Source organism: Thermococcus coalescens, from assembly GCF_055392585.1.
Genome location: NZ_AP043764.1, coordinates 709,142 through 731,856, shown reverse-complemented (window position 1 = coordinate 731,856; position 22,715 = coordinate 709,142). Strand labels below are relative to the sequence as shown.

The 22,715-nt window shown below is 54.7% G+C and carries 34 protein-coding genes; 16 read left to right on the top strand and 18 right to left on the bottom strand.

All coding sequences use genetic code 11. The features are described from left to right. Positions 1 to 19 precede the first annotated feature (19 nt). Positions 20 to 643, top strand: coding sequence for an HAD-IB family phosphatase (locus ACZ5M3_RS04195; RefSeq protein ID WP_464840411.1), 624 nt, complete (start codon positions 20 to 22; stop codon positions 641 to 643). Between the two features lie 152 nt (positions 644 to 795). Here the strand turns inward: ACZ5M3_RS04195 and ACZ5M3_RS04190 are convergent, their stop codons facing one another. Next, positions 796 to 2,016 carry an A24 family peptidase C-terminal domain-containing protein gene (locus tag ACZ5M3_RS04190; protein WP_464840410.1) on the bottom strand — a complete coding sequence of 407 codons (1,221 nt, stop codon included), beginning with the start codon at positions 2,014 to 2,016 and terminating at the stop codon, positions 796 to 798. Between the two features lie 9 nt (positions 2,017 to 2,025). Next, entirely contained in the window at positions 2,026 to 2,190 is a 165-nt protein-coding gene (locus ACZ5M3_RS04185) for a class III signal peptide-containing protein (RefSeq protein WP_258083901.1), read from the bottom strand. A 92-nt stretch (positions 2,191 to 2,282) separates the two neighbouring features. Between ACZ5M3_RS04185 and ACZ5M3_RS04180 the strand changes: the two genes are divergently transcribed. Together ACZ5M3_RS04180 and ACZ5M3_RS04175 are read left to right on the top strand one after the other, a co-directional pair. Continuing rightward, entirely contained in the window at positions 2,283 to 2,621 is a 339-nt protein-coding gene (locus ACZ5M3_RS04180; protein ID WP_464840717.1) for an ASCH domain-containing protein, read from the top strand. After that, the gene (locus tag ACZ5M3_RS04175; protein WP_464840409.1) at positions 2,618 to 3,187 is read left to right on the top strand and encodes an ASCH domain-containing protein; all 570 of its coding nucleotides are present in this window, start codon (positions 2,618 to 2,620) and stop codon (positions 3,185 to 3,187) included. Before ACZ5M3_RS04180 ends, ACZ5M3_RS04175 begins: the two co-directional genes overlap by 4 nt. Here the strand turns inward: ACZ5M3_RS04175 and ACZ5M3_RS04170 are convergent. Next, positions 3,168 to 3,437 (bottom strand): hypothetical protein, encoded by a 270-nt coding sequence (locus ACZ5M3_RS04170; protein ID WP_464840408.1) that lies wholly within the window; start codon positions 3,435 to 3,437, stop codon positions 3,168 to 3,170. The genes ACZ5M3_RS04175 and ACZ5M3_RS04170 overlap by 20 nt on opposite strands. Before the next feature lie 152 nt (positions 3,438 to 3,589). Between ACZ5M3_RS04170 and ACZ5M3_RS04165 the strand changes: the two genes are divergently transcribed. After that, complete coding sequence (locus ACZ5M3_RS04165; protein ID WP_464840716.1) at positions 3,590 to 4,297, top strand: HAD family hydrolase; 708 nt, start codon at positions 3,590 to 3,592, stop codon at positions 4,295 to 4,297. Between the two features lie 72 nt (positions 4,298 to 4,369). Here ACZ5M3_RS04165 and pgsA read toward each other — a convergent pair whose 3' ends face one another. From pgsA to ACZ5M3_RS04150, 3 genes are read right to left on the bottom strand one after another with little or no spacing between them, the layout of a single operon-like run. Then, complete coding sequence (gene pgsA / locus ACZ5M3_RS04160) at positions 4,370 to 4,936, bottom strand: archaetidylinositol phosphate synthase (protein WP_464840407.1); 567 nt, start codon at positions 4,934 to 4,936, stop codon at positions 4,370 to 4,372. A 10-nt stretch (positions 4,937 to 4,946) separates the two neighbouring features. Then, positions 4,947 to 5,483 carry a tRNA (cytidine(56)-2'-O)-methyltransferase gene (locus ACZ5M3_RS04155; protein WP_464840406.1) on the bottom strand — a complete coding sequence of 179 codons (537 nt, stop codon included), beginning with the start codon at positions 5,481 to 5,483 and terminating at the stop codon, positions 4,947 to 4,949. Then, positions 5,483 to 7,084 (bottom strand): transglutaminase domain-containing protein, encoded by a 1,602-nt coding sequence (locus ACZ5M3_RS04150; RefSeq protein WP_464840405.1) that lies wholly within the window; start codon positions 7,082 to 7,084, stop codon positions 5,483 to 5,485. Before ACZ5M3_RS04150 ends, ACZ5M3_RS04155 begins: the two co-directional genes overlap by 1 nt. A 50-nt stretch (positions 7,085 to 7,134) precedes the next feature. Here ACZ5M3_RS04150 and ACZ5M3_RS04145 point away from each other — a divergent pair, with 50 nt between their 5' ends. Genes ACZ5M3_RS04145 through ACZ5M3_RS04130 form a run of 4 tightly spaced genes read left to right on the top strand, consistent with a single transcriptional unit; the run spans position 7,135 to position 9,478 of the window. After that, entirely contained in the window at positions 7,135 to 7,905 is a 771-nt protein-coding gene (locus ACZ5M3_RS04145) for an SAM hydrolase/SAM-dependent halogenase family protein (protein WP_464840715.1), read from the top strand. Positions 7,906 to 7,951: 46 nt separating this feature from the next. Further along, complete coding sequence (locus ACZ5M3_RS04140; protein WP_464840404.1) at positions 7,952 to 8,491, top strand: nucleotidyltransferase domain-containing protein; 540 nt, start codon at positions 7,952 to 7,954, stop codon at positions 8,489 to 8,491. Beyond that, the gene (locus ACZ5M3_RS04135; protein ID WP_464840403.1) at positions 8,481 to 8,909 is read left to right on the top strand and encodes a HEPN domain-containing protein; all 429 of its coding nucleotides are present in this window, start codon (positions 8,481 to 8,483) and stop codon (positions 8,907 to 8,909) included. Before ACZ5M3_RS04140 ends, ACZ5M3_RS04135 begins: the two co-directional genes overlap by 11 nt. A 5-nt stretch (positions 8,910 to 8,914) precedes the next feature. Then, positions 8,915 to 9,478, top strand: a complete 564-nt coding sequence (locus ACZ5M3_RS04130) for a nicotinamide-nucleotide adenylyltransferase (protein ID WP_464840402.1) — start codon at positions 8,915 to 8,917, stop codon at positions 9,476 to 9,478. A 38-nt stretch (positions 9,479 to 9,516) separates the two neighbouring features. On the opposite strand, the gene ACZ5M3_RS04125 is transcribed toward ACZ5M3_RS04130, so the two are convergent. Further along, entirely contained in the window at positions 9,517 to 10,710 is a 1,194-nt protein-coding gene (locus ACZ5M3_RS04125; protein ID WP_464840401.1) for an MFS transporter, read from the bottom strand. Between the two features lie 107 nt (positions 10,711 to 10,817). Here ACZ5M3_RS04125 and ACZ5M3_RS04120 point away from each other — a divergent pair, with 107 nt between their 5' ends. Further along, positions 10,818 to 11,129, top strand: a complete 312-nt coding sequence (locus ACZ5M3_RS04120; protein WP_464840400.1) for an ArsR/SmtB family transcription factor — start codon at positions 10,818 to 10,820, stop codon at positions 11,127 to 11,129. After that, entirely contained in the window at positions 11,119 to 11,397 is a 279-nt protein-coding gene (locus tag ACZ5M3_RS04115; RefSeq protein WP_464840399.1) for a hypothetical protein, read from the top strand. The genes ACZ5M3_RS04120 and ACZ5M3_RS04115 overlap by 11 nt, the downstream gene beginning before the upstream one ends. Positions 11,398 to 11,416: 19 nt before the next feature. Here the strand turns inward: ACZ5M3_RS04115 and ACZ5M3_RS04110 are convergent, their stop codons facing one another. Together ACZ5M3_RS04110 and ACZ5M3_RS04105 are read right to left on the bottom strand one after the other, a co-directional pair. Beyond that, positions 11,417 to 11,872, bottom strand: a complete 456-nt coding sequence (locus ACZ5M3_RS04110) for a GNAT family N-acetyltransferase (protein ID WP_464840398.1) — start codon at positions 11,870 to 11,872, stop codon at positions 11,417 to 11,419. A gap of 12 nt (positions 11,873 to 11,884) precedes the next feature. Continuing rightward, positions 11,885 to 12,313, bottom strand: coding sequence for a hypothetical protein (locus ACZ5M3_RS04105; protein WP_464840397.1), 429 nt, complete (start codon positions 12,311 to 12,313; stop codon positions 11,885 to 11,887). Positions 12,314 to 12,351: 38 nt separating this feature from the next. Here ACZ5M3_RS04105 and ACZ5M3_RS04100 point away from each other — a divergent pair, with 38 nt between their 5' ends. Beyond that, on the top strand, positions 12,352 to 13,074 hold the full coding sequence (locus tag ACZ5M3_RS04100; protein ID WP_464840396.1) for a GNAT family N-acetyltransferase: 723 nt from the start codon (positions 12,352 to 12,354) through the stop codon (positions 13,072 to 13,074). On the opposite strand, the gene ACZ5M3_RS04095 is transcribed toward ACZ5M3_RS04100, so the two are convergent. Genes ACZ5M3_RS04095 through ACZ5M3_RS04085 form a run of 3 tightly spaced genes read right to left on the bottom strand, consistent with a single transcriptional unit; the run spans position 13,067 to position 15,548 of the window. Beyond that, positions 13,067 to 13,687, bottom strand: a complete 621-nt coding sequence (locus tag ACZ5M3_RS04095) for a GNAT family N-acetyltransferase (protein ID WP_464840395.1) — start codon at positions 13,685 to 13,687, stop codon at positions 13,067 to 13,069. The genes ACZ5M3_RS04100 and ACZ5M3_RS04095 overlap by 8 nt on opposite strands. A gap of 13 nt (positions 13,688 to 13,700) precedes the next feature. Beyond that, positions 13,701 to 14,726, bottom strand: coding sequence for an aminopeptidase (locus ACZ5M3_RS04090; protein WP_464840394.1), 1,026 nt, complete (start codon positions 14,724 to 14,726; stop codon positions 13,701 to 13,703). A 9-nt stretch (positions 14,727 to 14,735) separates the two neighbouring features. Then, on the bottom strand, positions 14,736 to 15,548 hold the full coding sequence (locus tag ACZ5M3_RS04085; protein ID WP_464840393.1) for a GNAT family N-acetyltransferase: 813 nt from the start codon (positions 15,546 to 15,548) through the stop codon (positions 14,736 to 14,738). 68 nt (positions 15,549 to 15,616) lie between these two features. Here ACZ5M3_RS04085 and ACZ5M3_RS04080 point away from each other — a divergent pair, with 68 nt between their 5' ends. Next, on the top strand, positions 15,617 to 16,117 hold the full coding sequence (locus tag ACZ5M3_RS04080; RefSeq protein WP_464840713.1) for a hypothetical protein: 501 nt from the start codon (positions 15,617 to 15,619) through the stop codon (positions 16,115 to 16,117). 22 nt (positions 16,118 to 16,139) lie between these two features. Beyond that, a complete protein-coding gene (locus ACZ5M3_RS04075) occupies positions 16,140 to 16,733 on the top strand; it encodes a class I SAM-dependent methyltransferase (protein ID WP_464840392.1) in 594 nt (197 codons plus the stop codon). On the opposite strand, the gene ACZ5M3_RS04070 is transcribed toward ACZ5M3_RS04075, so the two are convergent. After that, the gene (locus tag ACZ5M3_RS04070) at positions 16,720 to 17,241 is read right to left on the bottom strand and encodes a hypothetical protein (RefSeq protein WP_464840391.1); all 522 of its coding nucleotides are present in this window, start codon (positions 17,239 to 17,241) and stop codon (positions 16,720 to 16,722) included. The genes ACZ5M3_RS04075 and ACZ5M3_RS04070 overlap by 14 nt on opposite strands. Positions 17,242 to 17,410: 169 nt before the next feature. Between ACZ5M3_RS04070 and ACZ5M3_RS04065 the strand changes: the two genes are divergently transcribed. Genes ACZ5M3_RS04065 through ACZ5M3_RS04055 form a run of 3 tightly spaced genes read left to right on the top strand, consistent with a single transcriptional unit; the run spans position 17,411 to position 18,562 of the window. Next, entirely contained in the window at positions 17,411 to 17,851 is a 441-nt protein-coding gene (locus ACZ5M3_RS04065) for a winged helix-turn-helix domain-containing protein (RefSeq protein WP_464840390.1), read from the top strand. Between the two features lie 10 nt (positions 17,852 to 17,861). Continuing rightward, on the top strand, positions 17,862 to 18,350 hold the full coding sequence (locus ACZ5M3_RS04060; protein ID WP_464840389.1) for a hypothetical protein: 489 nt from the start codon (positions 17,862 to 17,864) through the stop codon (positions 18,348 to 18,350). A gap of 2 nt (positions 18,351 to 18,352) precedes the next feature. Next, complete coding sequence (locus ACZ5M3_RS04055; RefSeq protein WP_464840388.1) at positions 18,353 to 18,562, top strand: hypothetical protein; 210 nt, start codon at positions 18,353 to 18,355, stop codon at positions 18,560 to 18,562. A 13-nt stretch (positions 18,563 to 18,575) separates the two neighbouring features. On the opposite strand, the gene ACZ5M3_RS04050 is transcribed toward ACZ5M3_RS04055, so the two are convergent. From ACZ5M3_RS04050 to ACZ5M3_RS04030, 5 genes are all read right to left on the bottom strand, one after another. Beyond that, positions 18,576 to 18,839 (bottom strand): hypothetical protein, encoded by a 264-nt coding sequence (locus ACZ5M3_RS04050; protein WP_464840387.1) that lies wholly within the window; start codon positions 18,837 to 18,839, stop codon positions 18,576 to 18,578. 107 nt (positions 18,840 to 18,946) lie between these two features. Then, positions 18,947 to 19,093, bottom strand: coding sequence for a hypothetical protein (locus ACZ5M3_RS04045; RefSeq protein ID WP_464840386.1), 147 nt, complete (start codon positions 19,091 to 19,093; stop codon positions 18,947 to 18,949). A gap of 285 nt (positions 19,094 to 19,378) precedes the next feature. Continuing rightward, a complete protein-coding gene (locus tag ACZ5M3_RS04040) occupies positions 19,379 to 20,674 on the bottom strand; it encodes an ATP-binding protein (protein ID WP_464840385.1) in 1,296 nt (431 codons plus the stop codon). Between the two features lie 106 nt (positions 20,675 to 20,780). Further along, positions 20,781 to 21,710: a hypothetical protein gene (locus tag ACZ5M3_RS04035; protein WP_464840384.1), complete on the bottom strand. Its 930-nt coding sequence runs from the start codon at positions 21,708 to 21,710 to the stop codon at positions 20,781 to 20,783. Between the two features lie 174 nt (positions 21,711 to 21,884). Then, positions 21,885 to 22,637, bottom strand: a complete 753-nt coding sequence (locus tag ACZ5M3_RS04030; protein WP_464840711.1) for a DUF2202 domain-containing protein — start codon at positions 22,635 to 22,637, stop codon at positions 21,885 to 21,887. Positions 22,638 to 22,715 lie beyond the last annotated feature (78 nt).

The following is a 22,715-nucleotide window of genomic DNA, read 5'->3' as shown; positions in this document are numbered from 1 at the left end:
TCTCCTTTAAGGTGGTAAGATGGTCAGGCTCATAGCTTTTGATCTCGAGGGGACTCTGGTCAAATCCGTATCCAGCTGGGTGGAGCTCCACAAGAGGTTCGGGACATGGGAGAAGGGAAAGGAATACGCCGAGCTCTTCTTTTCCGGAAAGATCGACTACGTGAAGTGGGCCGAGCTCGATGCCTCCCTCTGGAGGGGACACACGAGGGAGGAAATAATGGAGTGGGCGAGCTCGGTTGAGTACATGGACGGCGTGAGGGAGCTCATTGAGTTTCTAAGGAAGAACGGCTTCAGGATAGCCATACTGAGCAGTGGTCTCATGTGTCTCGCGGAACGGGTAGCGGGGGAGCTCGGAGTTGATTACGTCTTCGCCAACGAGCTGGTCTTTGACGAGAACGGCGTTGTCACCGGAAAGGTGAAGCCCCTAGTTGACTTCGAGAGCAAGGGGGTCATCCTGCGCGGGCTGAAGAACGAGTTAAGGCCGGAGCTTACCGTTGCGGTGGGCGATGGCTACAACGACCTGAGCATGTTTAGGGAGGCCGACGTCAGCATAGCGATAAACCCCCACGAGGGCGTTGAGGGCGACCACAACGTTGAGAGCCTCTACGAGGTCATGGAGATCGTTAAGGGGCTCATAGAATAGCGGGGTCAGTGAAGGGCGTGTTCATCACCGCTCGGCAAAGCAAAAGCTCGTCATCCCCCTGTTGGCCCGACCGGAACCCCCGCCTCACTCCTCCGCGGGGTGGGCGGACGCCGGGCCGGAGACATGTTCGGGGACGGTTTTAAATCATTTTCTCACAGCCCCGCTATCTTGAGCTGAATCCACCAGAAGATATCGCCCCAGAAGTAGCTTATCAGGAAGCCGAGGAAGAGCGCCGGGGCAAATGGCATCGACTTCTTCCTCAGGAAGCGGTTTTCAAGTTTTCCCTCCTCGACGAGGCGTTTCAGCTCTTCTATCTGCTCCCCGGTCAGCCCCTCAGCGGTTGAGGACGCTATAACCCTGCCGTAGTCCGGGTGGAGGGCGCTCAGGTCGGCACTCAGGAGGGCGTTCTTTATCCTTGTGAATGGATCCGTCCTGTCCCTGAGGATTTCCCCTTCCTTCTCAAAGACGGTCTCGCCCAGGATGTCCCACTCCCTGAGCTTCTCCACCGCGACCTCTTCCATTAGAATCTCGGTGCGCATGAACTTCACGAGGGATAGGAAGACCTTGAAGATGTACAGCACGGCAAGGAGCTTCAGAAACGCCCCCACCGCCGCCGATGGTTCTTGATAGACCAGGTATGCCAGCACCGCGAGTCCCATGAGGTCCCCCGCTTTCCTGAACTTCCCCAGGGCGTAGATGATCGCTATCGTGAAGAGCCAGGACCAGATTCCAGCCATGGACACTCCAGTCAGGTCGTGGAGGATCAGCCTGAGGCCGAGGGCGGCCATTATCCAGAGGGAGACCTCAAGTGTAAGTCTCGCCCTGTCTGTGAATATACCTTTCAGCTCCCCGAACTTCCTCCTGGCGATGAGCACGCCGAGGGAGTAAAGGAATATGAAGGGGAACACCGCTATGATGCTGTTGATCAGTATCGTCAGGGGGTAGAGGGGATACTCAGCGGTGTATGGGGCAACGACCGAGGCCGTTGCCGGTGCGTAGGGCAGGAGTGCGGAAAATCCGGCGAGTATCACCGCGTCGCCGCTCGCCCATGCCCCGATGTAGTACAGGAGAAGCCCAATGACGAGGCCCAGGACAAGCCCTATGAACCCCGATGCGGCCAGGAGTGCATCCCCCTGGCTGATTCCGAGGTAGAGATGATAGAGTATTCCGACCTCGACGGCGGGTATTATGAGCCTGGGAACCCACCCAGGAAGGTCTTCCTCCCCTTCCTCTTCCTCCTCCCACCCGAGGAGCTTTCCTATGAGGGTTAGCGTCGGGAAGATGTGGGTGTCAAAAACGAATCCGGTCTTAATATCGGTATAGGAAGTAACGACTCCCATAACCAGCCCCAGAATCAGGGGAACGTAATCCATGATTTCACCTCACAGGTCTTCGAGGATCTGTTTCCTCACCTGGGTGGTGTAGTTTGATATTGCCTCGTTGAGGTTCCTCGTGCTGTTGAGGACAACCCTGGCTGCTATGGTCACCAGAATGAGCACCGCCGCAAGCATGAACAGGTACTCGAGGGCTCCCTGGGCTCGTCTCATCTTCTACACCTAAACATTCTAAGGCGCTAAAGGATTTAAAAGTTTCCATAGGGTAAGCTTTTAAGGGAAAAGAGAAGCCTAACGTGGTGAAAATGAGGGTTTATCACTTGAGGGTTCGCGAGGAGTACCTGGAGTATATAAAGTCCGGAGAAAAGCGGATCGAGGTCAGGGTTGCGTATCCAGCCCTCAGGGACATAAAAGCGGGGGACAAGATCATATTCAACGACACGATTCCCGCCGTGGTTACCGCGGTCAAGCGCTACGAGACCTTCCGGCAGGTTCTGAGGGAGGAACCCATAAGGAAGATATTCCCGGACGAACCGAGCTTTGAGAGGGCGGTTAAGAGGTTCCACGGCATGTACCCAAAGTGGAAGGAGAACCGCTACGGGGTAATCGCCATAAAGTTCAAGCTCCTCGGTGAGGGGAGATGAGGCACCTGGAGTTCGATGGACGCTACGCTGAGGCGATACTGGGAGGAAAGAAGCGGGCAACGGTGAGGCTGGGCAGGAGGCCGAACCTCAAACCCGGGGACGAGGTTCTCATACATTCTGGGGGCAGGGTCATAGCGAGGGCGGTTATCGAGAGGGTGGAGAGCAAAAGGGTGGGGGAGCTCACCGACGAGGACGCTCTTCTGGACGGGTTTTCTGACAGGGAAGAGCTGATAAAGGCCCTCAAGGGCCATTACAAGTACGTCAACGACGACTCCGTTGCCCACGTTATAGTCTTTCGCATCATGGAGCGCTTCAGGAACCCTGTCATGAGTTCGGACTACGCCTATGAGGGCAACCTGCCGGTGGAGATTGCCGAGAAGGCCCTTGAGCACCTCGACCTCCCCGACGAGGACAGGGAACTCCTTGAGCTCTTCCTCCGGGCTGGAAGTCTGAGAAAGGCCGCCCACAGGCTCGGTGGTATGAACAAGAGATATCTGATCAGAGACGCCCTCAGGAGGGCATACGAGGAGCTGAAAAGGAGGGGGATCATGGGGCCAAAGGTTTGAGCCCCTCAACTACGCTTGCTCCTTCTCCGTTCTTGACCGCCGAGATTACAACCGGGATGAGCTTGAAGGTTCCCCCGTGGATTACCCGCTTGAGGTCTCTCATGAACTCCTCCATCTCGAACTCGTCCCTGAATTCCATCTTTGCTATGAAGTCGTACTCCCCGTAGAGCCAGTACCCTTCGACGGGGAGCTTTTCCAGAACCTCGTCCCGGACGCCCCAGACGAGGAGTATCGCCTCGATCTTCACCACCTCCGTCGCCGACCTCTCCTCCGGATGGGATAAAAGTTTTTCCAGGTATTTTCTGTCATCAATGCAACTTTCTGAAAGATTTTTGGATCCAACTTGTCGTTCTGCCAGGCAACGGTTTTAACGTCCGCCCCCAACTCCCTCCGGTGGTTGTGGTGAAGGCCGTCTTCTTCGATTTCGTGGGCACGCTCATAACGAAGGAGGGCGAAAACGTTACCCACCAGAACATCGTGAGGGAAGTCCTCAAAAGGGCCGGAAGGGAAGACCTCGATTACGTGAGGCTCTGGGAGGAGTACGAGGCCGAGAGCTCCGCCATGTTCCTGGAGCTCGCCGGCAAGCCCTACGTCAGAATACGGGAGGTTGATACCGAGGCCATGAGAAAGGTGGCCGGGCGCTACGGCTTCCCAGTTCCCGACGACTTCTGGGAGATAAGCATCGCCATGCACGAGCGCTTCGGAGAGCTCTTCCCCGATGCCGTCGAGACCATCGAGACCCTCAAAGCCCTCGGCCTGCACGTCGGAATCATAACGGACTCGGACAACGACTACATCGAGGCCCACCTCAGGGCCCTCGGGATCTACGACCTCTTCGACAGCATAACGACGAGCGAGGATGCCGGCTTCTACAAGCCCCATGAGATGCCCTTCAGGCTCGCGCTTGAAAGGGCCGGTGTTGAAGCGAGCGAAGCCCTCTACGTCGGCGACAACCCCGCCAAGGACTGCGTAGGGGCCAAGAGGGTCGGCATGAGGAGCGTCCTCCTCGACCCGGATGGGGGGAAGAGGGAGCTGTGGGGCAGCTGCGACTTCGTGGTCTCAAAACTTGGAGAGGTCGTTGAGGTCGTGAAAGGCCTTATGGAAAGATGAGGGGTCGGCAACGGCAGGGCTCTTCATCGGCGAGGCCTCGCCTAGCGAAATTCTCGTCATCCCCCTTTTTCCTCACTCCCTGAGCCTCTGATATGCCGCATAGAGCCTCTGGAAAACGGTTATCCACGCGAGCACCGCCACCAGGTAAACGCCATACTCGACGTAGCCGAAGAGCGCCGCGAATATGAGTATGAGCAGCCTCTCGGCCCTCTCGGCTATTCCGACGGCCAGCCTCCCTGAACCGGCCAGCTCCGCCCGGCACCGCTCATAGCTAACCAGGTAGCTCCCCATGAATGCCAGAAACGCCACCCGCCAGTCAACGAGGTTCCCGAGGGCTATGCCGAAGAGCACGGCACCGTCGCTTATCCTGTCGAAGGTGGAGTCGAGGAAGGCCCCGAAGCGGCTCGTTTTTCCGGTCAATCTCGCGAGTGTCCCATCGAGGGCGTCTATAAGCGAACCGAAGAGCAGAATGAGTGCCGCGATGACCTGCTCCCCCCGGTAGAAGAAGTAAGCACCGGCGAGGCTTATCAGCAGGCCGAGGACTGTTATCTGGTTCGGTGTGACGCCCGCCTTCGCGAGGGGCCTGACGACTGCCTCCAGGTAACCCTTCACGTTCCCGCGGTATCTGTTGAGAACCATTTGAACCCCCTCACTCCAGCTCGATTATCTTTTTGCCCCTCTCCTGCGGAATTATTCTGAGCCTTGCGTTCTGGAACTCCTTCCTCAAGCCCTCCCCGTCGAGGAGCCTGTCCAGGAATACCGCCAGAGCCGCGACCTCGCTGTGCGGCTGATTCCCCACGCCGACGTTGTAATCGGCGATGTCGTAGACATCCCTCGGCACCTTTTCGGCACCGACTACGATGAGAATGTCCCTGCCCTCCATCAGCTCTCCCCTGATCCCCGGCATGGCGTCGTCGATGTGAACTCCGTACATCGTGAGGTGGACTATGATCCCTCCCCGCTCCTTCCACTCCCTCAGAATCCTTTTCCAGGCGGGGTCGAAGGCTATCTCGAAGGGCCCTCCCCACCTCCGAACAACGTCCTCGACGCTCTCCCTCACGTGCTCGTCTTCCCCGGCGGCGATGATTATTTTATCCGCCCCAAAGGCCCTCGCCGTCAGTGCCACGTGGGTGGTTATCCTCTTGTCCCTCTCCGGCCTGTGTCCGAGTCTCAGAACGGCTATCATCACACCTCCCCCGCAAATATCTTCCAGTATCTTGTGAAGTCGTCCCTCCAGGTCATGTTCTTGTAGAACTCGTACATGGTTTTTACGTCTTGCTCTATCTTGTCAGTGCTGTACTTGCTCAGCACCCTGTTCAGGTCGTCCTCACTGGGCGCCGAGGCAAAGAGGAAGAGGGCATAGAGCCTTTCGTTCTCGTCGAGGTTGTTCATGACTATCATAAGCTTCGAGCGGAGCTCTGGGTTGAGCCTTTCGGTCACCATCTTGAGGAGCCTGTCCTCCAAGTTCGCGAGGAAATCTCCTGTAACATCTACGTGTTCGTGCCCCTTCAGAGTGGCCGGTGCCTGGGCGACCACCCTGTATCCGTCGCGGGTCACGAGCTGGTAGATCTTCGGGAAGTACGGGCTGGCGATGTACTCGTCAATCGACCCGACGAACCCGTGCCTCACGTCCACTATGTACCATCCGTCGGCGGTGTAGAACTCCGTCATGGGTCTGAGGGTGCAGTCTGTCCCGTTTGAGAGCGTTATTACCCTCGCCGGGATGTCCACCGAGCGGAGCATTGCGGTGATCAGTATCTGTGCCTCGGCGTAGCTTATCCTGTCCTGCTGAAGTATCTTTGAGGGCTCAAGGCTGGACGTCGTGTCGCCCAGGGAATATGTCCTCATCATCCAGCCGTATATTGCCTCCGCGGCCTGGGGCTCCGACTCGGCATTTCCAATTACTTTCGGGGCAATGTTCCTGAGCTCTGTCCTGTTGAACTCCGACGTGGAGTTGTAGAGCTCCATCCAGTATCCGTCGACTATGTACTCGTCGGTTATCCAGTGGTACTTCAGGCCGTAGGCCTCCCTGAGGACTTCCCTGCTCTGGTTCCAGGGCCTCCACACTACCTTCATTGGAAAGCTCTTGACGGTGCTGCCCTCAGCACCGCTTATCGCGTACCTGAGGATGGCCGAGATGTAGCCCTCGCGGTGGGCGTAGGGTGCCTTTACCGTGTAGCTCACTCTGACCTCCCCCCTTCCGTCGACCGTTGCTGGGAGGGCGTTGGCGCTTACGATCTTCATGCCGTTGAACAGGTTGAAGCTGAGGTCGCGGAGCTCTATCGGGACGTCGAGCTTGTTTTTGATGACCACGGTTATATCGGCGGTTTCCCCACCGCTGATTACACTGGGCGCCTCCACGCTGATCTCGACATCATCCGAGGGCCCGGCTTCGCTCGATACCGTTATCCTGAACTGCCCGTAAAATCCAGTCCAGGAGCGTTTGAGCTCATCCGTAAGCTCAAGAGACAGCTTCAGGCTGTAGACTCCTGGCTTCATCGGTGCCCTTAGAATCCAGACGAGCTGCACCGCATCGCCCACGGGGAGTACCTCAGGAAACTTCGGCTCCTGGAGTATCTGGAAGCTGTCGTCGCCCAGAACAAGTGTCGCACCTGTGAGGCCAACCTTGCCGGTGTTATTGACGAGTATCATCACGTGAATCGTTCCGCCCGGCCGTACAAGCGTCTTGTCGACGGAGAACCTGACCTCGGCCGGTGGTTTGAAGAGGCAGCCCGAAACTACCACGATGAGAATCAGCAGGAGAGGGATCAGCTTTCTCATGACCATCTTCCAAACCCTTTAAAGCCCCAACCGTTAATAAGCTTTAGGTGGTGCCGATGATAACGCTGACGACTGACTTCGGCCTGAGGGGCCCTTACGTTGGGGAGATGAAGGCTGCCATACTGAGGCTCAACCCGGAGGCGGTAATCGTTGATGTCAGCCATTCAATAACCCGGCATTCAGTCTTAGAAGGTTCATTCGTTATGGAGCAGGTGGTCAAGTACTCCCCGGAGGGAACGGTTCACGTCGGCGTTATTGACCCGGGCGTTGGAACCGAGAGGCGGGCGGTTATAATCGAGGGCGAGCAGTTCCTCGTCGTTCCGGACAACGGCCTGGCCACGCTTCCCCTCAAGCACATTAAGGCGAAGAGAGCGTGGGAGATAGACTTCGAGAGGGTGGAGCAATTCACGAAGTGGGAGATAAGCTCGACCTTCCACGGGAGGGACGTTTTTGGCCCCGTTGGGGCGCTCCTTGATGCGTGGGTTGAGCCGGAGAAGCTCGGAAACGAGATCCCGCTGGAAAGCTTAATTAGGCTGGACGTCGAACCGAGGAGGGAAGACGACCTCTGGCTGCTCAAGGTCATATACATCGACGACTTCGGCAACGTCATACTGAACCTTGAGGGTTACGAAAGACCCAAGGAAGTCGAGCTGGTTGATCTTCGGCTCAGAATACCCTACCTAGACACATACGGCCAGGTGGATCCCGGTGAGCTTTTGGCTTTGCCGGGAAGCCACGACTACCTGGAGATAGCCGTCAATCAGGGGAGTGCCGCTGAAAAGCTCGGCCTGAAGGTCGGGGACGAGGTGAGGGTGAGGTTGGTTTAAAAATCTTGAACGAAACGTTCAAAAATCTTGAACGAGAGGTAGGGTCATGATACATAGACTCGCATCTACAGGGAACCGAGAACGAATCTTAGAGTACATAATGGACGTTGACGAGTTTGGAATAGAAGACGTCGCAAGGGCCGTGGGAGTCAGCAAGGGGCTGGTTTCCCTCTATCTCAAAGAGCTGATGGATCTGGGATTTATAAGAAAGCAGGGCAGGAGGTTTTATCTTGTCCCCAGCCCTGAACTCAGGGAGACTAAGCGCTTTCTCAATTTCTGGATTCTTAGGGAAAAACTCCTTCCCTTCAAATGCGACTGGATAAAAGCCCTTGGAGTCTACGGGAGTTTTGCCCGGGGTGAGAACAGAAAAGACAGCGATGTGGACGTTTGGATTCTGGTTGATAAGAAAGACCCCCTCAAGATTATGGAGCTGAGGGAGAACCTGGAGAGGGTCCTTGGGAGGGAGGTTGACCTCCTTGTACTTACCAGGGAAAAGCTTGCCCGCCTAAAGAGAGAGAATCCCTACCTCTACTGGAGCATTAAGCTGTCTTCTCTGGCCATCTGGGGGGATATAAATGGGACTTGAGGAATGCGTGGATCGTGGCTACCTGAGGAGAATCGAACCCCAGCCCGAAACGGCCCATCTGAGCCTCGCCAGAGCCCGTTCATTCCTGGAATCTGCAGGGAAGAACTTGAACCTTGGGATCTACGACGGTGCACTTGTAATGGCCTACCTTGCATTCTTTCATGCTGCGAGGGCGCTTCTCTTCAAAGATGGTTGGAGAGAAAAAAGCCACGCGTGCATATCCGCCTATCTCCGCAAATTCTACGTTGAGCGAGGGATCTTGGATGCCAAATGGGTCAGATACCTCGATTACATTAGGAGTCTGAGACATCAAACCCAGTATGACGTTGGCTTTTCTCCTGATCCCGAAGAAGTTGAGGGCATAATCCCAAAGGTTTCGGAGTTCATTGCTGTTGTTGAAAGTTTTGTGGGGAGGTGAAAGCAATGGTTAAACGCGGTCTCTTCGTCGGCCGGTTTCAGCCGGTTCACAACGGGCACATAAAGGCGCTCGAATTCGTTTTTTCCAAGGTTGACGAGGTAATCATAGGTATCGGAAGCGCCCAGGCGAGCCACACGCTCAAGAACCCCTTCACGACGAGCGAAAGGATGGAGATGCTCATCAGGGCGCTGAACGAGGCGGGTCTGGAGAAACGCTACTATCTGATTCCTCTGCCCGACATAAACTTCAACGCCATCTGGGCGACCTACGTGGTGAGTATGGTCCCGCGCTTCGACGTCGTGTTCACCGGCAACTCCCTCGTTGCACAGCTCTTCCGCGAGAAGGGCTACGAGGTCATCGTCCAGCCGATGTTCAGGAAGGACATCCTCTCGGCGACTGAAATACGGAAGCGCATGATTGAGGGACAGCCCTGGGAGGAGCTCGTGCCGAGGAGCGTAGCCGAGTTCATCAGGGAGATAAAGGGCTGTGAAAGAATACGCATGCTCGCGACAAATCTTGAGAAGAACGAGAAAGAGCTTCAGGCGCCGATAAGGATTCCGGAGTTCTGAGGTGGCGTTATGGGAGACCGGATGCAGGCGCTTGAGGGCTATGGTCGAGGGTTAGACGCCGGTGCTCCTGCCGTCCTGGATTTGTAGAGCCACATGAACAGGGCTCCCGTTACCAAAAACAGCACCAGACTCGCCGCGTACGGCAGAGTTGCGTGGACACTCGCGAGAAACCCTGCTATAAACGGTGTTATCAGCCCAAGAACCTTTCTGTAGCTCGATATAGCTGCGTGGAACTCGCTCGCCCTCTCCCTGGGGATGAGCTTGAACATCCACGAGCGGTAGAACGGGAACCAAAAGGTGTTCCCGAAGTCTCCGATGGCGTAAACGGCTAAAGCGAGCCAGAACGGGGGAGAGAGCGCCATAACCAGTGCATAACCGGCGTTGAGAAACATGCCGAAGGCTATCGCTTGAAAGCCCTTCTCCTTCGGAACGCGCTCGCTGGCGTAGGTTCCCAGAATCGAGGCCAGACTGCTCGCTACGGCTATCAGCGTCACCTCGAAGACCGTCTTATGCAACACGAAGACGACGTAGTTGATGAGCACCAGCTCCGGGGCGAGCGCCCAGGCGAGCGTTAGCAGGGCCTCGAAGGCGAGGAGAACCTTGAACTCCCCCGCCTTAAACGTGAAACCCTCGGGCGTTATCCTCTCCTCCCTGCCGACCGATGGCAGGAAGAGCCGGATGTAGGCGACCGTAACGGCCGAGAAGAGGCCGAAGAATAGGAACGCCCAGCGGTAGCTCTCCGCGCCGGGGTAGAGGTAGCCAAAGATATAGCCCAGAACAGGGAATGTTATCAGTCTCGCTATCTCCGGCAAACGAAGATGCCAGGCGAATATCTCCTCGTACTTGTCCTCTGGATAGATTATCTGCTCGTAGGCTCGATAGAGGGGGTAAAGCACGGTTGATAGCTTCTCCACCGTCCTTCCGGCGAAGAGCATGAGGGGAGCCATGGCACCTCTGGCAAGGCCGTAGAGGACGTAGGCGATGCCGTCGAGTACGTCTATGGCGATAAGACCCTTTTTGATGTCCCAGCGGTTGAAGAGCCTGCCGAAGAGGTAGGTGAGCGGGATCGAGGCTATGTTCACTATTGTAAAGAACGCCCCGACCTCCAGAATCGAGTAGCCCGTCATCATGAGGTAGAGCGGGAAGAGAATCCAGACTATCAAGCCGGGAGCGATAAGCGTGTGGTAGAGCATGTAGGCCTTGGCGTCGCGGGGGATTTCACTCCAGCGCATTTGAATCCCCGTTCAGATTACGCTCCAGATTTAAAGATTTTTCTCTTCCCCGTAGTTCGGCTGGTCAGTGCCGAAACCTTTAAATGTAATCAAATGATTACATGTTAGTGAGTGATTACATGGGGCTGGAGGAGATAGCGAAGCTCCTTGACGGCCTTGGACACCCACTCAGACTCAGGATAGTCGCCTTGCTCGCGGAAGAAGGAAGGCCAATGTACCTCAACGAGATAGCCCGCTCCCTGGGAGTAAGCAGGGGGCTGGCAAAGATACACCTGAAAAAGCTTGAAAAGGCCGGAATCGTGAAAAGCAGGCTTGTGATTGATGAGGAGAAGGGCAAGGCCCTTCGATTCTATGAGCTCCTGCCCTTTGAACTTCATGTAAGTCCCGAATCTATAAGGAGGTGGTTGGATGGGGAGTAGGATCATCTTCCTGGCGGGAATCTGGGCCTTTGCAATCGTTGTTTCCATAGGAATCCTTTGGGGAATGGAACTCACGCCAGACGACGCGATTTTTGGCGTTGTGTTCGTTCTCCTGCTCTCGTCGGCCCTGTCCTGGGGTGTTATTCGTGCCCTCCCCGAGGAGTTCAGGGACTCGTCTCAACTGACAAAGAACCTGGAGGAGATTGAGAAGAGACTCCAGAGGATTGAGGAGAAGGTGGAGAAGATAGAGAGGTTCATAGAGGAGTGACTGTCGTTTACTTCCATTATTATCCTATGCATTTGACGTAAATCAGCGCCTTCTCGCCCCACTCAGGGTAGGGGTCTATCAGAGCTACCCTCACGAAGCCGTTCTTCTCGTAGAAACGCCTCGTCTCATCGTAGGGTTTGTACGAGAGATCGCCGGATGTTTTGACGACGAGAACTTCAACGCCTCGCTTTCGGGCAAGATTTTCGACGAACTCAAGCAGCTTCGAGCCGATGCCCTTTCTCCTGTGTTCTCTCTTTACGGCCATCCAGATGATTTCCAGGGCTTTGTTATTGAGGGACTTTATCGGTATGAATCCCCAAACCTCTCCATTTTCAACCGCCAAATAGGTCTCCCCCCCAATAAGGTCGCGCTCGATGGCCCTCAGACCGGCCTCGTTGAACCACTCGGGGAGGCCCTTCGCTATATCAAGGCATGCCCGTTTCTCGGCTTCGGTTTCGAGGGGTTTGATTATCATGCCTGCACCTCACTATGGTTCTCGCTGGCTGAACTTCCTAATAATCCTTACAACTTCATTTCTCAACATCTTCGGCAGATACTCATCACTAAGATAGCTCTCAGCATCTTTAAGCCTCTTTTCAATCCACTCAACATCTCCTTCTTTGAGAGCAAACTTAAGCTCCTCTTCGAGCGCTTTTAAATGGCACTCATAAACTGTTTCAGGGTTTTTGACTATAACATTTGACGTTACTTCTAAGCCTTTCTTCCTGAGGCATTCAATTTCAACTAGTTCATGGAACAGCAGGTATTCATTTGACAAAATGTCCTCAGGTGTGTATTTATCACCCTCGTAGGTCTCTGCAGTCAAATATGTGTAAAGCTCTTCAAAGGAAACATTTAACTCCTTCCCGGCCTTTTTTGACAGTTTGTTTATCCATTTTTTGATTTCGGCTCTCATCGTCAACATTTTTAAGACGTTGAATTTAAGCTTTTTTGATGATAAGAAAAGCAGGAATTGATGATGGGAGTATTTTAGGAGAAATACATGCTGGAGAGCCTCCATGGGAAAACTTTGAAATTTACCTAAAAGCCATTAGGGACTCTGGTGGAGATGTATTTCTCTACAAAGATAAGGGGGAGATTGAGCTTTTACCCTTCAATGGAAAGGCTCACGTCCATGTTCTTTGGGTTCAAGAGGGATATAGGGGCAAAGGTATCGGTTCAAAGCTCTTAGCGTTCGCCGAGGAATGGGCAAAGAGACGGGGCCTGAAAGGGCTAAGCGTCATTCCAGAGGACGAAAACGCCATGAGGTTCTACGAGAAAAATGGATTTGAAGTTAAAGACTGGCAAGTGAAGGTTATAACGGATGTTAAAGGATGCGACGTAGAAGTAGAGACATATCATGATGGCCCACCAAAGTTTCCAAATATCTCAGCCGTTTACACTTCAGGTCTTTTCCTTTGGAACCTCCACAAAAAAGCTTCCCGATTCAGATTTGCGGACTTTACAATACTTCTTGTTGATGAGGGGAGCTGTGTAAATGCCGTTGTCTACGGAAGGAGACTCAACAGAAGAATTGTGAAAGTTGCTGAGTGCCTTGCTGGAAAAATCAGGAAAAGAATGTTCCTTCAGGTTTGGATGAAAGATTGGAAGATTTTAGAGGAAGAAGGCTTTAAGAAAATCGGTAAAGTTGAGTGGATGGAGAAGGTTTTCACTTAAGCCACTCTTTTAATGCCCGGTTCACCATCCTTAAGAATTCTTCTTTAGTCCCTCCCTTTCTGTAGAACTCATCTAACAGCTCCATGAAACGCCTCTCTTCCTCCGTGAACTTCTCGCCCTTCCAGCGGAAGATTCTGAACCTCTCGCCAAGAAGCTCGACGGCGTGAAAGGCCGTGCGCCCCGAGGGCTTGAGGTCCTTCACGAGCTCGATGGTGTTTATCGTGCCGTAGCCAAGCCTCTTCCAGAAGGCTACCGCGTCCTTGTCCTGGGGGAGAACGTAGAGGTAGAGGGCGTCGTCGTGCTCCTTCACCTCCTCCTCAGCCCTCTCAACGAGTGCCCTCCCGATGCTCCTGCCCCGAAACTCCGGCCTGACGAAGAGCTCTTCAATCCAGAAGTAGCCCTCGCGCGAGGAGAGCCGTATGAAGCCCGCTGGTTCTCTTTCGTAGGCGAGAAAGATAACGTCGCCCCTTTTGAAGTAGGTCTCGGCTTCCTTCCTATAACTTTCCTCCTCGTCCGGCTTCCATCCCTGCTTCCCTCTGAGCTCACGGAAGAATTCGATGTAGAGCTCCTGGAAATCCGGAAGGTGTTCCTCATCGAGGCGAACTATTTCCATCTTTCTGTCCCTCCTACAATTTAAGTACACCTCTCTCCATCAGGGGCTCCCCGTCCACGAGCACAGTAGGGTTCATGACAACGAAGTCGATGTGGATTTTCGACTCGTTTGCTCCCCCGAGGTGCAGGTTGTGTCCAATCGCCACGTGGACCGTCCCAAGGGCCTTCTCATCGAACATCCTGAGGCCGAGGGGCTTTACCCCGGGGTTCAGCCCTATTCCGAACTCCGCTATAACATTCCCTCCAGGCGTTTCAATCCTCCCCCTGAGCTCATCGGCCTTTTCGCCCCCTATGGAGATGACCTTACCTCTATGAAACTCCAGCTCCAGACCCTCGTGGGGAAGGACGAGCCGCCCTGAGGCGGAGCTCTCTATTGGGGCTATGTAAACCTCCCCCGCTGGAATCTCGACCTCGCACTCCCTACGCTTCAACCGACAGTCGCGGAGCGTCCCGTCTTCAAGGCCCGGCTTTCTCCCCTCAACGCTGAACCTCAGATGTGTGCCGTTTTCGTCTGTTATAAGAACATCCTTCGCCCCATTGAGTCTCTCTGCCACAATAAGCCCGAGCTCGCGCATCCGAACGTAGTCCACGTCCACTGCGGAGATGAACTCTAGGAGGTATTCACTGGGCTTTATCCCGTCCTCCTCAAGCCACGCCGGCGGGGGAAGGTTCACGAGGAGCGTCGGCACCTTCTCCTCCTGCAGGAGGCCATATATAGAGTCCCAAAAGGAGAAGACCTTCTCCTGAACGTTCTCGGATAGATCATCGACGGCCGTGTACTGGGAGAGCCATATCACGACGTCAACTTTCCCGAGGATGCCGGCAACGCTTTCTGAAGGCTTTTCTGGAAAATCAGATATCAGCGAGTCGTCGAAACTCCAGAGGAACGGGAGCGCGCCAACGCGGATGGCCTCCTCAGCCAGCAGGCTGGCGAAGTTCCTGTTGTGTGCCCCGTGGATTATCAGCACCGATTCACCTGTCCTAACAAGCGCCGAGTCCTTGATTATGCACCCGGCGGCGCTCCTGAGACTGTTCTCCATCTCAAACACCTAAACCAGCTTTTTCCTGAATACCAGCACGTTAGGCTCCTCGGTCTCGTCCCAGAGGGAGAGGCCGAGCCTCCCCAAGCCGGGAAGAACCGGCTTCATGCCGCTCGGGAGCATCAGGTCGAACTCCTCCCGGCCCTTCTCCCTCGCCACCCACGCCATCGCCGGCATCATCGCCCTTATGCAGCCCAGGCCCGTTGAGAGCGGCGTGAAGGTCGTCCCTTCTTTCGTTGCTAGGAACTTGAAGCCAGCTATTTCGTAGGCTTCCCCTTTCATTCTGAGCCACTCTAAGGCCTCCGCGCCCCTGTGCACGAACTTCCAGCCGAGCGGGATTATTCCAAGCCCCAGGTCTTCCATCTCAAGCTCTGTCCGGGAGGGCTCCTCCGGCCGGAAATCCTCAACCTTCGCGCCGAGGTTGAAGAACTTCGCTATAACGGAGAAGCCGTCCTTCCTTGCCATCGCTATGCTCTCGCGGTTGAGGAAGTAGGTCGCGAACTCCAATGCCTCTATTACTCCCTTTTCAGCCAGCTCCTTTCCCTTCTCGACCATGAAGTTGTGGAGGAGCCTCCCGTAGCCCCTGCCCCTGTAATCGGGATGAACACGGAGACCTTCAAGCCAGCCGACCTTTCCCGGGAGAAGCGTCAGCTTCGCCGTGCCAATTACCTTCCCGTCAACCTCCAGGACGTAAAAGCTCCCGTCTTTTAGCCACTCGTCGAAGACGCGCGCCAGGTAATCTTCACCGCCCCAAGTCAGGCGCGCTATCTCCTCTATGAAAGGTTTGTCCTCAGGTCTGGCTTCCCTTATGAGAGGTTCCATACCACCACCCGTTGCCTGATTGGAAAAACACTTTTAAGCACCTTTCGTTATTACGTTTGGTGGTGTTAATGAATCGCCTTCTCGCGCTCACCGTCGCGTTGCTCATCATTTCCGCCTCCCTCGGCTATGCATACCATCGGCAGGAAAGGGAGTTTGAGGCCACTCTGAATGGCATACTCGATGTTTCAAACATCGCGGTCTTCTGCCTGGAAGACATGAACAGCATCGGGATAATGCTCGATGGCAACGTGAGCAATGATGTCCTTAGGGAAAGGCTGAGCCGGTACGCTTACTGCTCTGTGATGCTGGAAAAGGCAGCGTTCTCCCTCTATCTGCTGAATGAAGATGAGAGGTACTGGAGGCTCCATGTGGCAGCCAGTAATCTGGGTGTCTACTTCCACACGGCCATGAACAGTCCAAATCCCGAAGAAGCGCTCTCGGACGACGTGAAACTCCTCGATGAAATCTCAAGAGAACTGGGTGCGGTGCTCAAAAACGGAGGGGTGGGTGAACTGTCCCCCTCCCGCGCAGAGAGGCTTTTCAACCTGACGCAGAGGTTATCAAGCTGAGGCAAGGTTTTGGGGTATCCTCATGGAGCACTGGGACTTCGACTCATGGGCGGGCACCTACGATGAGGACGTCGTGAGCGACGACTGGATACACTCGGATTATGAGAAGGTTCTGAAGCTCGTGGCCGAAAAGGCAGGAGGGGTAGTGGTTGACATCGGCTGCGGAACCGGCAACATCCTCCGCTTTCTCCGGTGTGAGAGGTACATCGGCATCGAGCCTTCGGAGGGAATGAGAAGAAGGTTCAGGGAAAAGCACGGCTTCGAACCGCTGAACGGCCATTTCTTGAGGATTCCCCTACCTGACGAGAGCGCCGACACTGTAATAAGCACCTACGCCTTTCACCACGTGCCGGATGAGGAAAAGGAGGACGCGATAAAGGAGATGCTCCGCATTCTGAAACCTGGCGGGAGAATCGTCATCGCCGATGTGATGTTTGAGTCAGAGGAGGAAAAGATGAGAATCGGGGAGGAGGACGGTCTAAAGGAGGAGATAGAGGACGAGTACTTCGCCACCGTTGATAAGCTGAGGAAAATCTGCACGAAGCTAGGGCTGGAGTGCCGGTTCGAGAGGGTGAACCGCTACGTCTGGATTGTTGGAATGGTCAGCTCACGTTAACCTTGACGACCGCCCAGCTCCTCCAGCCAGCATCGGAGAGGGCAACAACGTAGAGGTAGTACGTCCCGGTTCTCTCGGGCGTCACTTCGAGGGTGAAATGCACGGTTTTTCCCGGCTCGAGGGTTATTCTCGAGGGGTTTATCCTGACCTTCAGCCCTTCGACGCTTCTCAGCTTACCGCTCACGTAGCTCCACGAGTCCTTTGGGGTCCCCGGTCCAAGATACGCCTTCAGTGTCACGTTTCCCGAGTAGTGGCAGGTTTCATTCCCGACGAGAAAGGCCCTCCCATCAACGGTGCCGTTGATTTGTAATTTCTCTCCGGTATGTGGAGCCACGCTCTTCTCGCCCAGGTTTAAAACGCGGGCGTTCAGCTCGCCGTAGCCGGGATGAACGCAGTCACCCCCACTGTTGTGTTCCTGGGAATTCTCCGATACCATGGACCCCTCCAGTGAGTAGAACCATCCAGCAACTGCTATGCCAATGACGATGAGTACCAGAATTACAGACATGAACCTTCTCGTTGTTGGCGCCCCTCATTAGTCCTGTTCCAATTAGTGGTGTTCATGACTTAAAGTTTTCCAATTGCTATGTTCTACGACATTTCCTGCCAACTGCAGTAAAGTTTCCTGCTCACCCCTGACCGGAAAGTCTAAAGCATTGACCACCCAAGTGACTACCATGCCCGACGAAGACCTTGCCAGGGAAGTTCAGGAGCTCAAAAAAGCCCTTGAGGAGCTCAGGGAGAGCTTCGCCGTCGTTTCCCAGATGGCGCAGGCTTATCTGAGGCTCATCAACGTCTACACTCAATACGGCGGACTGAGCATAGACCTCATCGTACCCGAGATAAGGAACGACCCGATAGCGCGTGAAATCGTCCGGATTCTCTTCGACCTGAAGAGGGCCAACGTGAGCCAGATAGCTCGCGAGCTGAAGGGGAGGCGCGGAAAGGCCTCGCGGAACACCGTTAGAGCGAAGCTGGCCGAGCTGAGGGAGATGGGCATCGTTGTCGAGGCTCCCGGCGAGAGGGGGAAAGTCTACGCCCTTTCCCGCGAAGTGGTCAAAAAGTGGCTCGAAATGATCGGAATGCCGATTAGGCTTGACCACACTAATGATTATTGAGGTGGTTGATATGGTGAATGAGAAGGCAGGAGTCCCGAAGAAGCTGGAGGAGCTCCTCGACGAGCTGGTCGAGGGGATAAGGAACGCAAAGAGCGAGGAGGAGGTTGAACTCCTCAAGAGGAAGGCCGAGATTGTGGAAGACCTCATCGAGACCTACGAGGGCGACAAGGACCTCGAAAAGATTCCGGCCATCATGGACAAGGTCGGGGAGATGATCGAGGACATCCTTCAGCCGCTCAAGGAGCTCCTCAACGAGCTCTACAGTCCGGAGAGGGTTCAGGCCATGGGCAGGAGCGTGGCCGAGTTCTATAAGAACCTGGCCGAGGCCGGCATGGACAAGGAGGCGGCTCTTGAGCTGACAAAGGAGTACATGGACGCGATAAACCCCGGGAAGAAGCTCATGGAGATTCTGGCCAATCTTGGGAAAGGAGGCTTCGGCAGCATAAATATTTCCGGACCCCCAAGGGGCCCTGGAGGGGATGAGCGGAAGGAGGAGTAAGCTTGAGGGGCCTCCTTCACTTTTTTCTTCGACTGCCCGTAATAGCGTTCAGGATGGCTGGTATAGTTAAGGTAGCAAATCGGACAAAGCGGCGGTTCAGGAGGGAGCTCCTCCGCGAGGGACTTCCGGTAGAGGTCGTCGATGAGCTGGTTAGGGACTTCGATCCATCTGCGCCGTTCAGAGAGACGCTTTTCAGGTCTTCCAGGAGATAGCTGCTTTCCCTATTTACTCCCACATTGCCCCGGCAGAGGTTTTGACGCTCAACTTGTCCCCGTAGAGCAGTATCAGGACGTCCATGTCCCCGTAGGTTGAAATCTCAATGTACGCCGCTCTCTCGTTCTTCTCGAAGAGGTCATGGGTTACTAGATGTCTCCTCCCGTCGTGGGACGGAAGCTCGACGTAGTCCCTCTCGACCCATTTCGTCTCAAGGAACGCCCGTTTCAACTGGAGGTAGACCTCCAGGCCAAGACTTCGGGGGTAAAACAGCACCACCGCCTTGGCCCCGCCGGAGGGAACGTTGCCCTCCAGCTTGTGTATGTACCCGTCGAACCGAAGTCCCTCCTCAGCCGTCCAGTTCCGGGGCTTGACGTCGCCCCTCAGTTTGTCGAAGGAGAGTAGCTCGCTGGGGCTGGCATTATCAGTGCAAACCTTTCGTTTCCGGGTTTGAGGGAGCAGACGTAGAGCAGGTTAACCGCGAGGATTTCAGGGGTGTAGTAGACGTACCCAGAGCTCAGCGAGAGCAATGCTATTCCAATGTTTGGGGAAATCCTAATGTGGTAGCGGAACTCCCGGGAATCTGTGGAGAGTAGCTCCTCGAATAGGCAACTTCAATGACTAGCATTAGGAAAACGACCGCCATCGAATACTTGAGCTCCCTCCAGCCGAACTTTCCGGCAGTTAAATAGGGGAATCCTGACGCGCTCTAGGAGGCCCAGGAGCCCGTCGGGGATTTAAACAGCCACACGACTCAAGTTCCATCCCCCAAGTTATAAAGACGAATCAGACGAGGGCGAAGACGAGGAGCCTTCTCATTCATATGCCCCTAGGAGCCATTTCCACAGCGGAACGAACTTTATGGCTTTCCCACCATGGGTTTCAACAGCTTCATAATCCCAGGTAACCACCGTTAAGTTGCTGCACTTTAATGTTTCGGACGCTCTCAAAAGAGCTTCTACTTCCCTCCGCTTCGTCTCAGGCTCCTCAATATCGTAGCTCACCTGTATCAGCTCTTTAACAGCGAAGCCGAGCGAGACGACAAAGTCAACCTCGCCTCTGTTATCCATCCAATAGCTAATGCTAAGCCTCGGCTCCAGGTAGTGCTTTCTCCTGAGGAGCTCGATGGCTACTGTATTCTCAATCCTATAACCGACATCTTTAACTCCGAAGACCGTGGGGAATCCCGTATCGGCTATGTAAAGCTTGGGCATGCTTCTGAGGGACTCGACTTCGCTGAAGTGGAACCTTCTGATCGGCAGTACGAAGCCAATGTCCTCAAGATAAGAGAAGTACTCGTAGACCTTACTCCTGCTGAGGCTCAGACCGAGCGACGAGAGCATGCCGTGGAGTTTTCGTATTGATGTCCTCCTCGCAAAGTTGCGGGCTATAACGCGTATGAGCCCCTTCATCGCGCCGGTTTTTTCGATTCCGTATCGCTCGACTAGGTCCTTGTAGATTATCAGGTCAAGGTATTCTTGGAGGGTTTTTATCTTGAGGAGAGGTGGGTAGTCAACTATCTCCGGAAAGCCGCCGTATTCAACGTATTCTTCAAGGTATCCCTTTATTCTTCCCCTCTCCCGCTCTATTAGGGGTTCTTTAAACTCAGCGCCTTTAAAGGTGAGGAACTCACGGAAGGAAAGGGGGAAGAGTCTAAAGCTCAGGCTCCTTCCTCTCAGGGAAGTCGCGATTTCCTTCGAGAGAAGTTTTGAGGAAGAACCCGTGATGAAAACCCTTGCGTTCTTTCTCTCAAGCAACCTCCTCACGAACTTCTCCCAACCCTGAACGTTCTGGACTTCATCGAGGAAGAGGTGCATAACGTCAGCGTCGGGATTGTGCTTATAGTATAGCTCAACGATTTCCGAAAGGTCTTTTCCCGTGAGGCCTTCGAGCCTGTTGTCCTCGAAGTTGATGTAGAACAGCCTCTCAAAGGGCAGGCCTTTTTCCATGAGGTCGAGCATTGTCTGATAAAGGAGATGAGTCTTTCCTGTCCTTCTGAGTCCAAAAACAACCACCGCCTTGTTCAAATCCATGGGGAGCTTCAGCTCGCGCCTTTTAACCTCTGGAATCCCGAGCTTGTGGAACTCGACGATGACCTCTTCAAGACTCACGTTTTCACCATTTGTATTATTTGACTAAGATATATTTAAGGTTTTTGTATCACTTAAATAGTACAATTTCTCAAAAAAGCCTGGTCGTAAAAGGGGAAGAGTTGCATCATTTCAGAGCCTCAACGACCATAACCGTCTTTCCCTCTTCCTCCTTAACCCCGAGTGCGACGCCCTCACCCAGAATCTCGACCCAGCCGCGCTCCCAGAGTTCTCTCTTCCAGAGGATCTCACCGTCCCTAACCTTTATCACCGCCGCCTTCCCCTCCACTTCACCCCCAACTATGAGGCCGTTCTCAATTGGCAGGAGCGAGGTCGCCGCGCCGTTTGGGAGCGTTACCTCCCAGTCTCCGCCCCAGACCCAGAGATCTCTCCCCCTATAGCCGCCCAGGACTATTTTCCCGCCCATTTCAGCGGCTGTTAAGGCGATCCCCTCTGCTAACTCGCTTTCCTTTATAGGTTCTCCGTTTTCGGTGAACTCAAACGTCTTGACCTTCCAGTTCTTCTCCCTCAGGCTTCCAACGAGGACGGGCCTCTCATCGAGTTCAACCAGGCCGGAAATCACGGCATCGCCCCAGAGGCAGAGTTTCCTGAGCCATAGGACTTCGCCGTCCTCCGTAATCCTCCCTATGAAGAAGCCCCTGCCCTCCCCGTCCGAGGTCTCACCGGCTATGAAGGCCCCGTCCCCAGCTGGCAGGATCGAGTAAACGCACTCGTTGCCGAGGATTTCCAGTTTCCTCTCCCAGAGGACTTTGAGGTTCCCGTCCAGCCTCGCGATGTAGCCCTTCCAGCCCTCCCCCCCGTCGGGGGTTGCCCTTCCATCGGCGGCTCCACTGATGAGGTAACCATCGGCAAGCTTCGCCCCGCTGTGCCCCTCCCAGTCGTTCTCGCCCGAGATGAACTCTACGGCCGTTATTTCTTCCCCGTTGAGCCTTGCGAGCATGATCTTGTAGGCTTTCCCGTCGTGAACGCTCCCGACGAGCAGGTCGCCGGCGAGTGCAACAGGAACCGTCTCAACGCCGAAGGAGTAGGTCTTCACGGTTTCATCCCTCTCAATTCTGCACTCGGTTTTTACGGGATATACTGTAGGACTGTCTTGTAGCCCACCTGCGGGATATATAACATGGGCTAGTTTTAAATATTTACCTCCCCACGTTGGGTTGTTCGAGGGGGACATACCTTCCGACCAATAGAGGGAGAGGAAAAGAACTCTTCAGCCAGTCGACATTCCGTTCTCCATTGGGCTGTTGATTATCGCCTCATACTCGTCCTGCGGCAGAACCTGCGGCTCATAGGTCACGCCGTACTGCCTCGCGAGTACTCCTGTGAATGCCCTCAGGTGGTTCCTGCTCCCCATCATGAGGTTCTCGAAGACGTACTCGATGTCCTGGTTGTCGGTTTTGTCCAGCCAGTCCTGCAGGTCCTTGATGTCAACCTCCTCTATGAGGGCACCAACCGCGAGTGCCGCCTCCTCGCTCTTCATGCCCTCCTCGATGAGCTGGTCGTAGAGGGCCTGGAGCTCGGGGTTCTCAAACTCGCCGATGTCCTTGTCCGCGGCAGGGTCGGTCAGGTTGTACTTGTCTATCAGCGCCAGCACCATGTCCATATGCGTCTGCTCGCTCCTAGCTATGTTGCTGAACACTGGAATCCCCCACTGGTCGTAGAGGGTGAGGTAGACGTCCCTGGCGAGCTTCTCCTCCTCGCGCATGTAGAGGATGGCCTGTATTTCATCCATGCTGAGGTCTTCCGAAGGGAGGGATGCTATGTAATCAGTGCTGTACATATCCATCGCACCGCCGGCAGTCACGTTTGAGGGAGGGCCCTGTGGGGCCGCTTCGGCGCCGTAGGTTGAGCTGGTCACGGTCTCGGTGGTTGTGGCCGAGTCGCCCGTTGTGCACCCTGCACTGAACACTCCCAGCAGGACGACTCCCATGAGGAGCAGTCCAAAGGTTTTCTTTCCCAACATTTTCATCACCTTCTCCCATATGTAACTCTAATATTACATATGTGATATAGCTTTATAAGCCTTTCGGGTTACAGAAGT

Bases quoted from the DNA above. Each gene is read 5' to 3' on its own strand.
- ACZ5M3_RS04195 (WP_464840411.1), top strand. From the start codon at position 20: ATGGTCAGGCTCATAGCTTTTGATCTCGAGGGGACTCTGGTCAAATCC.
- ACZ5M3_RS04190 (WP_464840410.1), bottom strand. From the start codon at position 2,016: ATGGATTACGTTCCCCTGATTCTGGGGCTGGTTATGGGAGTCGTTACT.
- ACZ5M3_RS04185 (WP_258083901.1), bottom strand. From the start codon at position 2,190: ATGAGACGAGCCCAGGGAGCCCTCGAGTACCTGTTCATGCTTGCGGCG.
- ACZ5M3_RS04180 (WP_464840717.1), top strand. From the start codon at position 2,283: ATGAGGGTTTATCACTTGAGGGTTCGCGAGGAGTACCTGGAGTATATA.
- ACZ5M3_RS04175 (WP_464840409.1), top strand. From the start codon at position 2,618: ATGAGGCACCTGGAGTTCGATGGACGCTACGCTGAGGCGATACTGGGA.
- pgsA (WP_464840407.1), bottom strand. From the start codon at position 4,936: ATGGTTCTCAACAGATACCGCGGGAACGTGAAGGGTTACCTGGAGGCA.
- ACZ5M3_RS04155 (WP_464840406.1), bottom strand. From the start codon at position 5,483: ATGATAGCCGTTCTGAGACTCGGACACAGGCCGGAGAGGGACAAGAGG.
- ACZ5M3_RS04150 (WP_464840405.1), bottom strand. From the start codon at position 7,084: ATGGTCATGAGAAAGCTGATCCCTCTCCTGCTGATTCTCATCGTGGTA.
- ACZ5M3_RS04145 (WP_464840715.1), top strand. From the start codon at position 7,135: ATGATAACGCTGACGACTGACTTCGGCCTGAGGGGCCCTTACGTTGGG.
- ACZ5M3_RS04140 (WP_464840404.1), top strand. From the start codon at position 7,952: ATGATACATAGACTCGCATCTACAGGGAACCGAGAACGAATCTTAGAG.
- ACZ5M3_RS04135 (WP_464840403.1), top strand. From the start codon at position 8,481: ATGGGACTTGAGGAATGCGTGGATCGTGGCTACCTGAGGAGAATCGAA.
- ACZ5M3_RS04130 (WP_464840402.1), top strand. From the start codon at position 8,915: ATGGTTAAACGCGGTCTCTTCGTCGGCCGGTTTCAGCCGGTTCACAAC.
- ACZ5M3_RS04125 (WP_464840401.1), bottom strand. From the start codon at position 10,710: ATGCGCTGGAGTGAAATCCCCCGCGACGCCAAGGCCTACATGCTCTAC.
- ACZ5M3_RS04115 (WP_464840399.1), top strand. From the start codon at position 11,119: ATGGGGAGTAGGATCATCTTCCTGGCGGGAATCTGGGCCTTTGCAATC.
- ACZ5M3_RS04110 (WP_464840398.1), bottom strand. From the start codon at position 11,872: ATGATAATCAAACCCCTCGAAACCGAAGCCGAGAAACGGGCATGCCTT.
- ACZ5M3_RS04105 (WP_464840397.1), bottom strand. From the start codon at position 12,313: ATGAGAGCCGAAATCAAAAAATGGATAAACAAACTGTCAAAAAAGGCC.
- ACZ5M3_RS04100 (WP_464840396.1), top strand. From the start codon at position 12,352: ATGATAAGAAAAGCAGGAATTGATGATGGGAGTATTTTAGGAGAAATA.
- ACZ5M3_RS04095 (WP_464840395.1), bottom strand. From the start codon at position 13,687: ATGGAAATAGTTCGCCTCGATGAGGAACACCTTCCGGATTTCCAGGAG.
- ACZ5M3_RS04090 (WP_464840394.1), bottom strand. From the start codon at position 14,726: ATGGAGAACAGTCTCAGGAGCGCCGCCGGGTGCATAATCAAGGACTCG.
- ACZ5M3_RS04085 (WP_464840393.1), bottom strand. From the start codon at position 15,548: ATGGAACCTCTCATAAGGGAAGCCAGACCTGAGGACAAACCTTTCATA.
- ACZ5M3_RS04080 (WP_464840713.1), top strand. From the start codon at position 15,617: ATGAATCGCCTTCTCGCGCTCACCGTCGCGTTGCTCATCATTTCCGCC.
- ACZ5M3_RS04075 (WP_464840392.1), top strand. From the start codon at position 16,140: ATGGAGCACTGGGACTTCGACTCATGGGCGGGCACCTACGATGAGGAC.
- ACZ5M3_RS04070 (WP_464840391.1), bottom strand. From the start codon at position 17,241: ATGTCTGTAATTCTGGTACTCATCGTCATTGGCATAGCAGTTGCTGGA.
- ACZ5M3_RS04065 (WP_464840390.1), top strand. From the start codon at position 17,411: ATGCCCGACGAAGACCTTGCCAGGGAAGTTCAGGAGCTCAAAAAAGCC.
- ACZ5M3_RS04060 (WP_464840389.1), top strand. From the start codon at position 17,862: ATGGTGAATGAGAAGGCAGGAGTCCCGAAGAAGCTGGAGGAGCTCCTC.
- ACZ5M3_RS04030 (WP_464840711.1), bottom strand. From the start codon at position 22,637: ATGTTGGGAAAGAAAACCTTTGGACTGCTCCTCATGGGAGTCGTCCTG.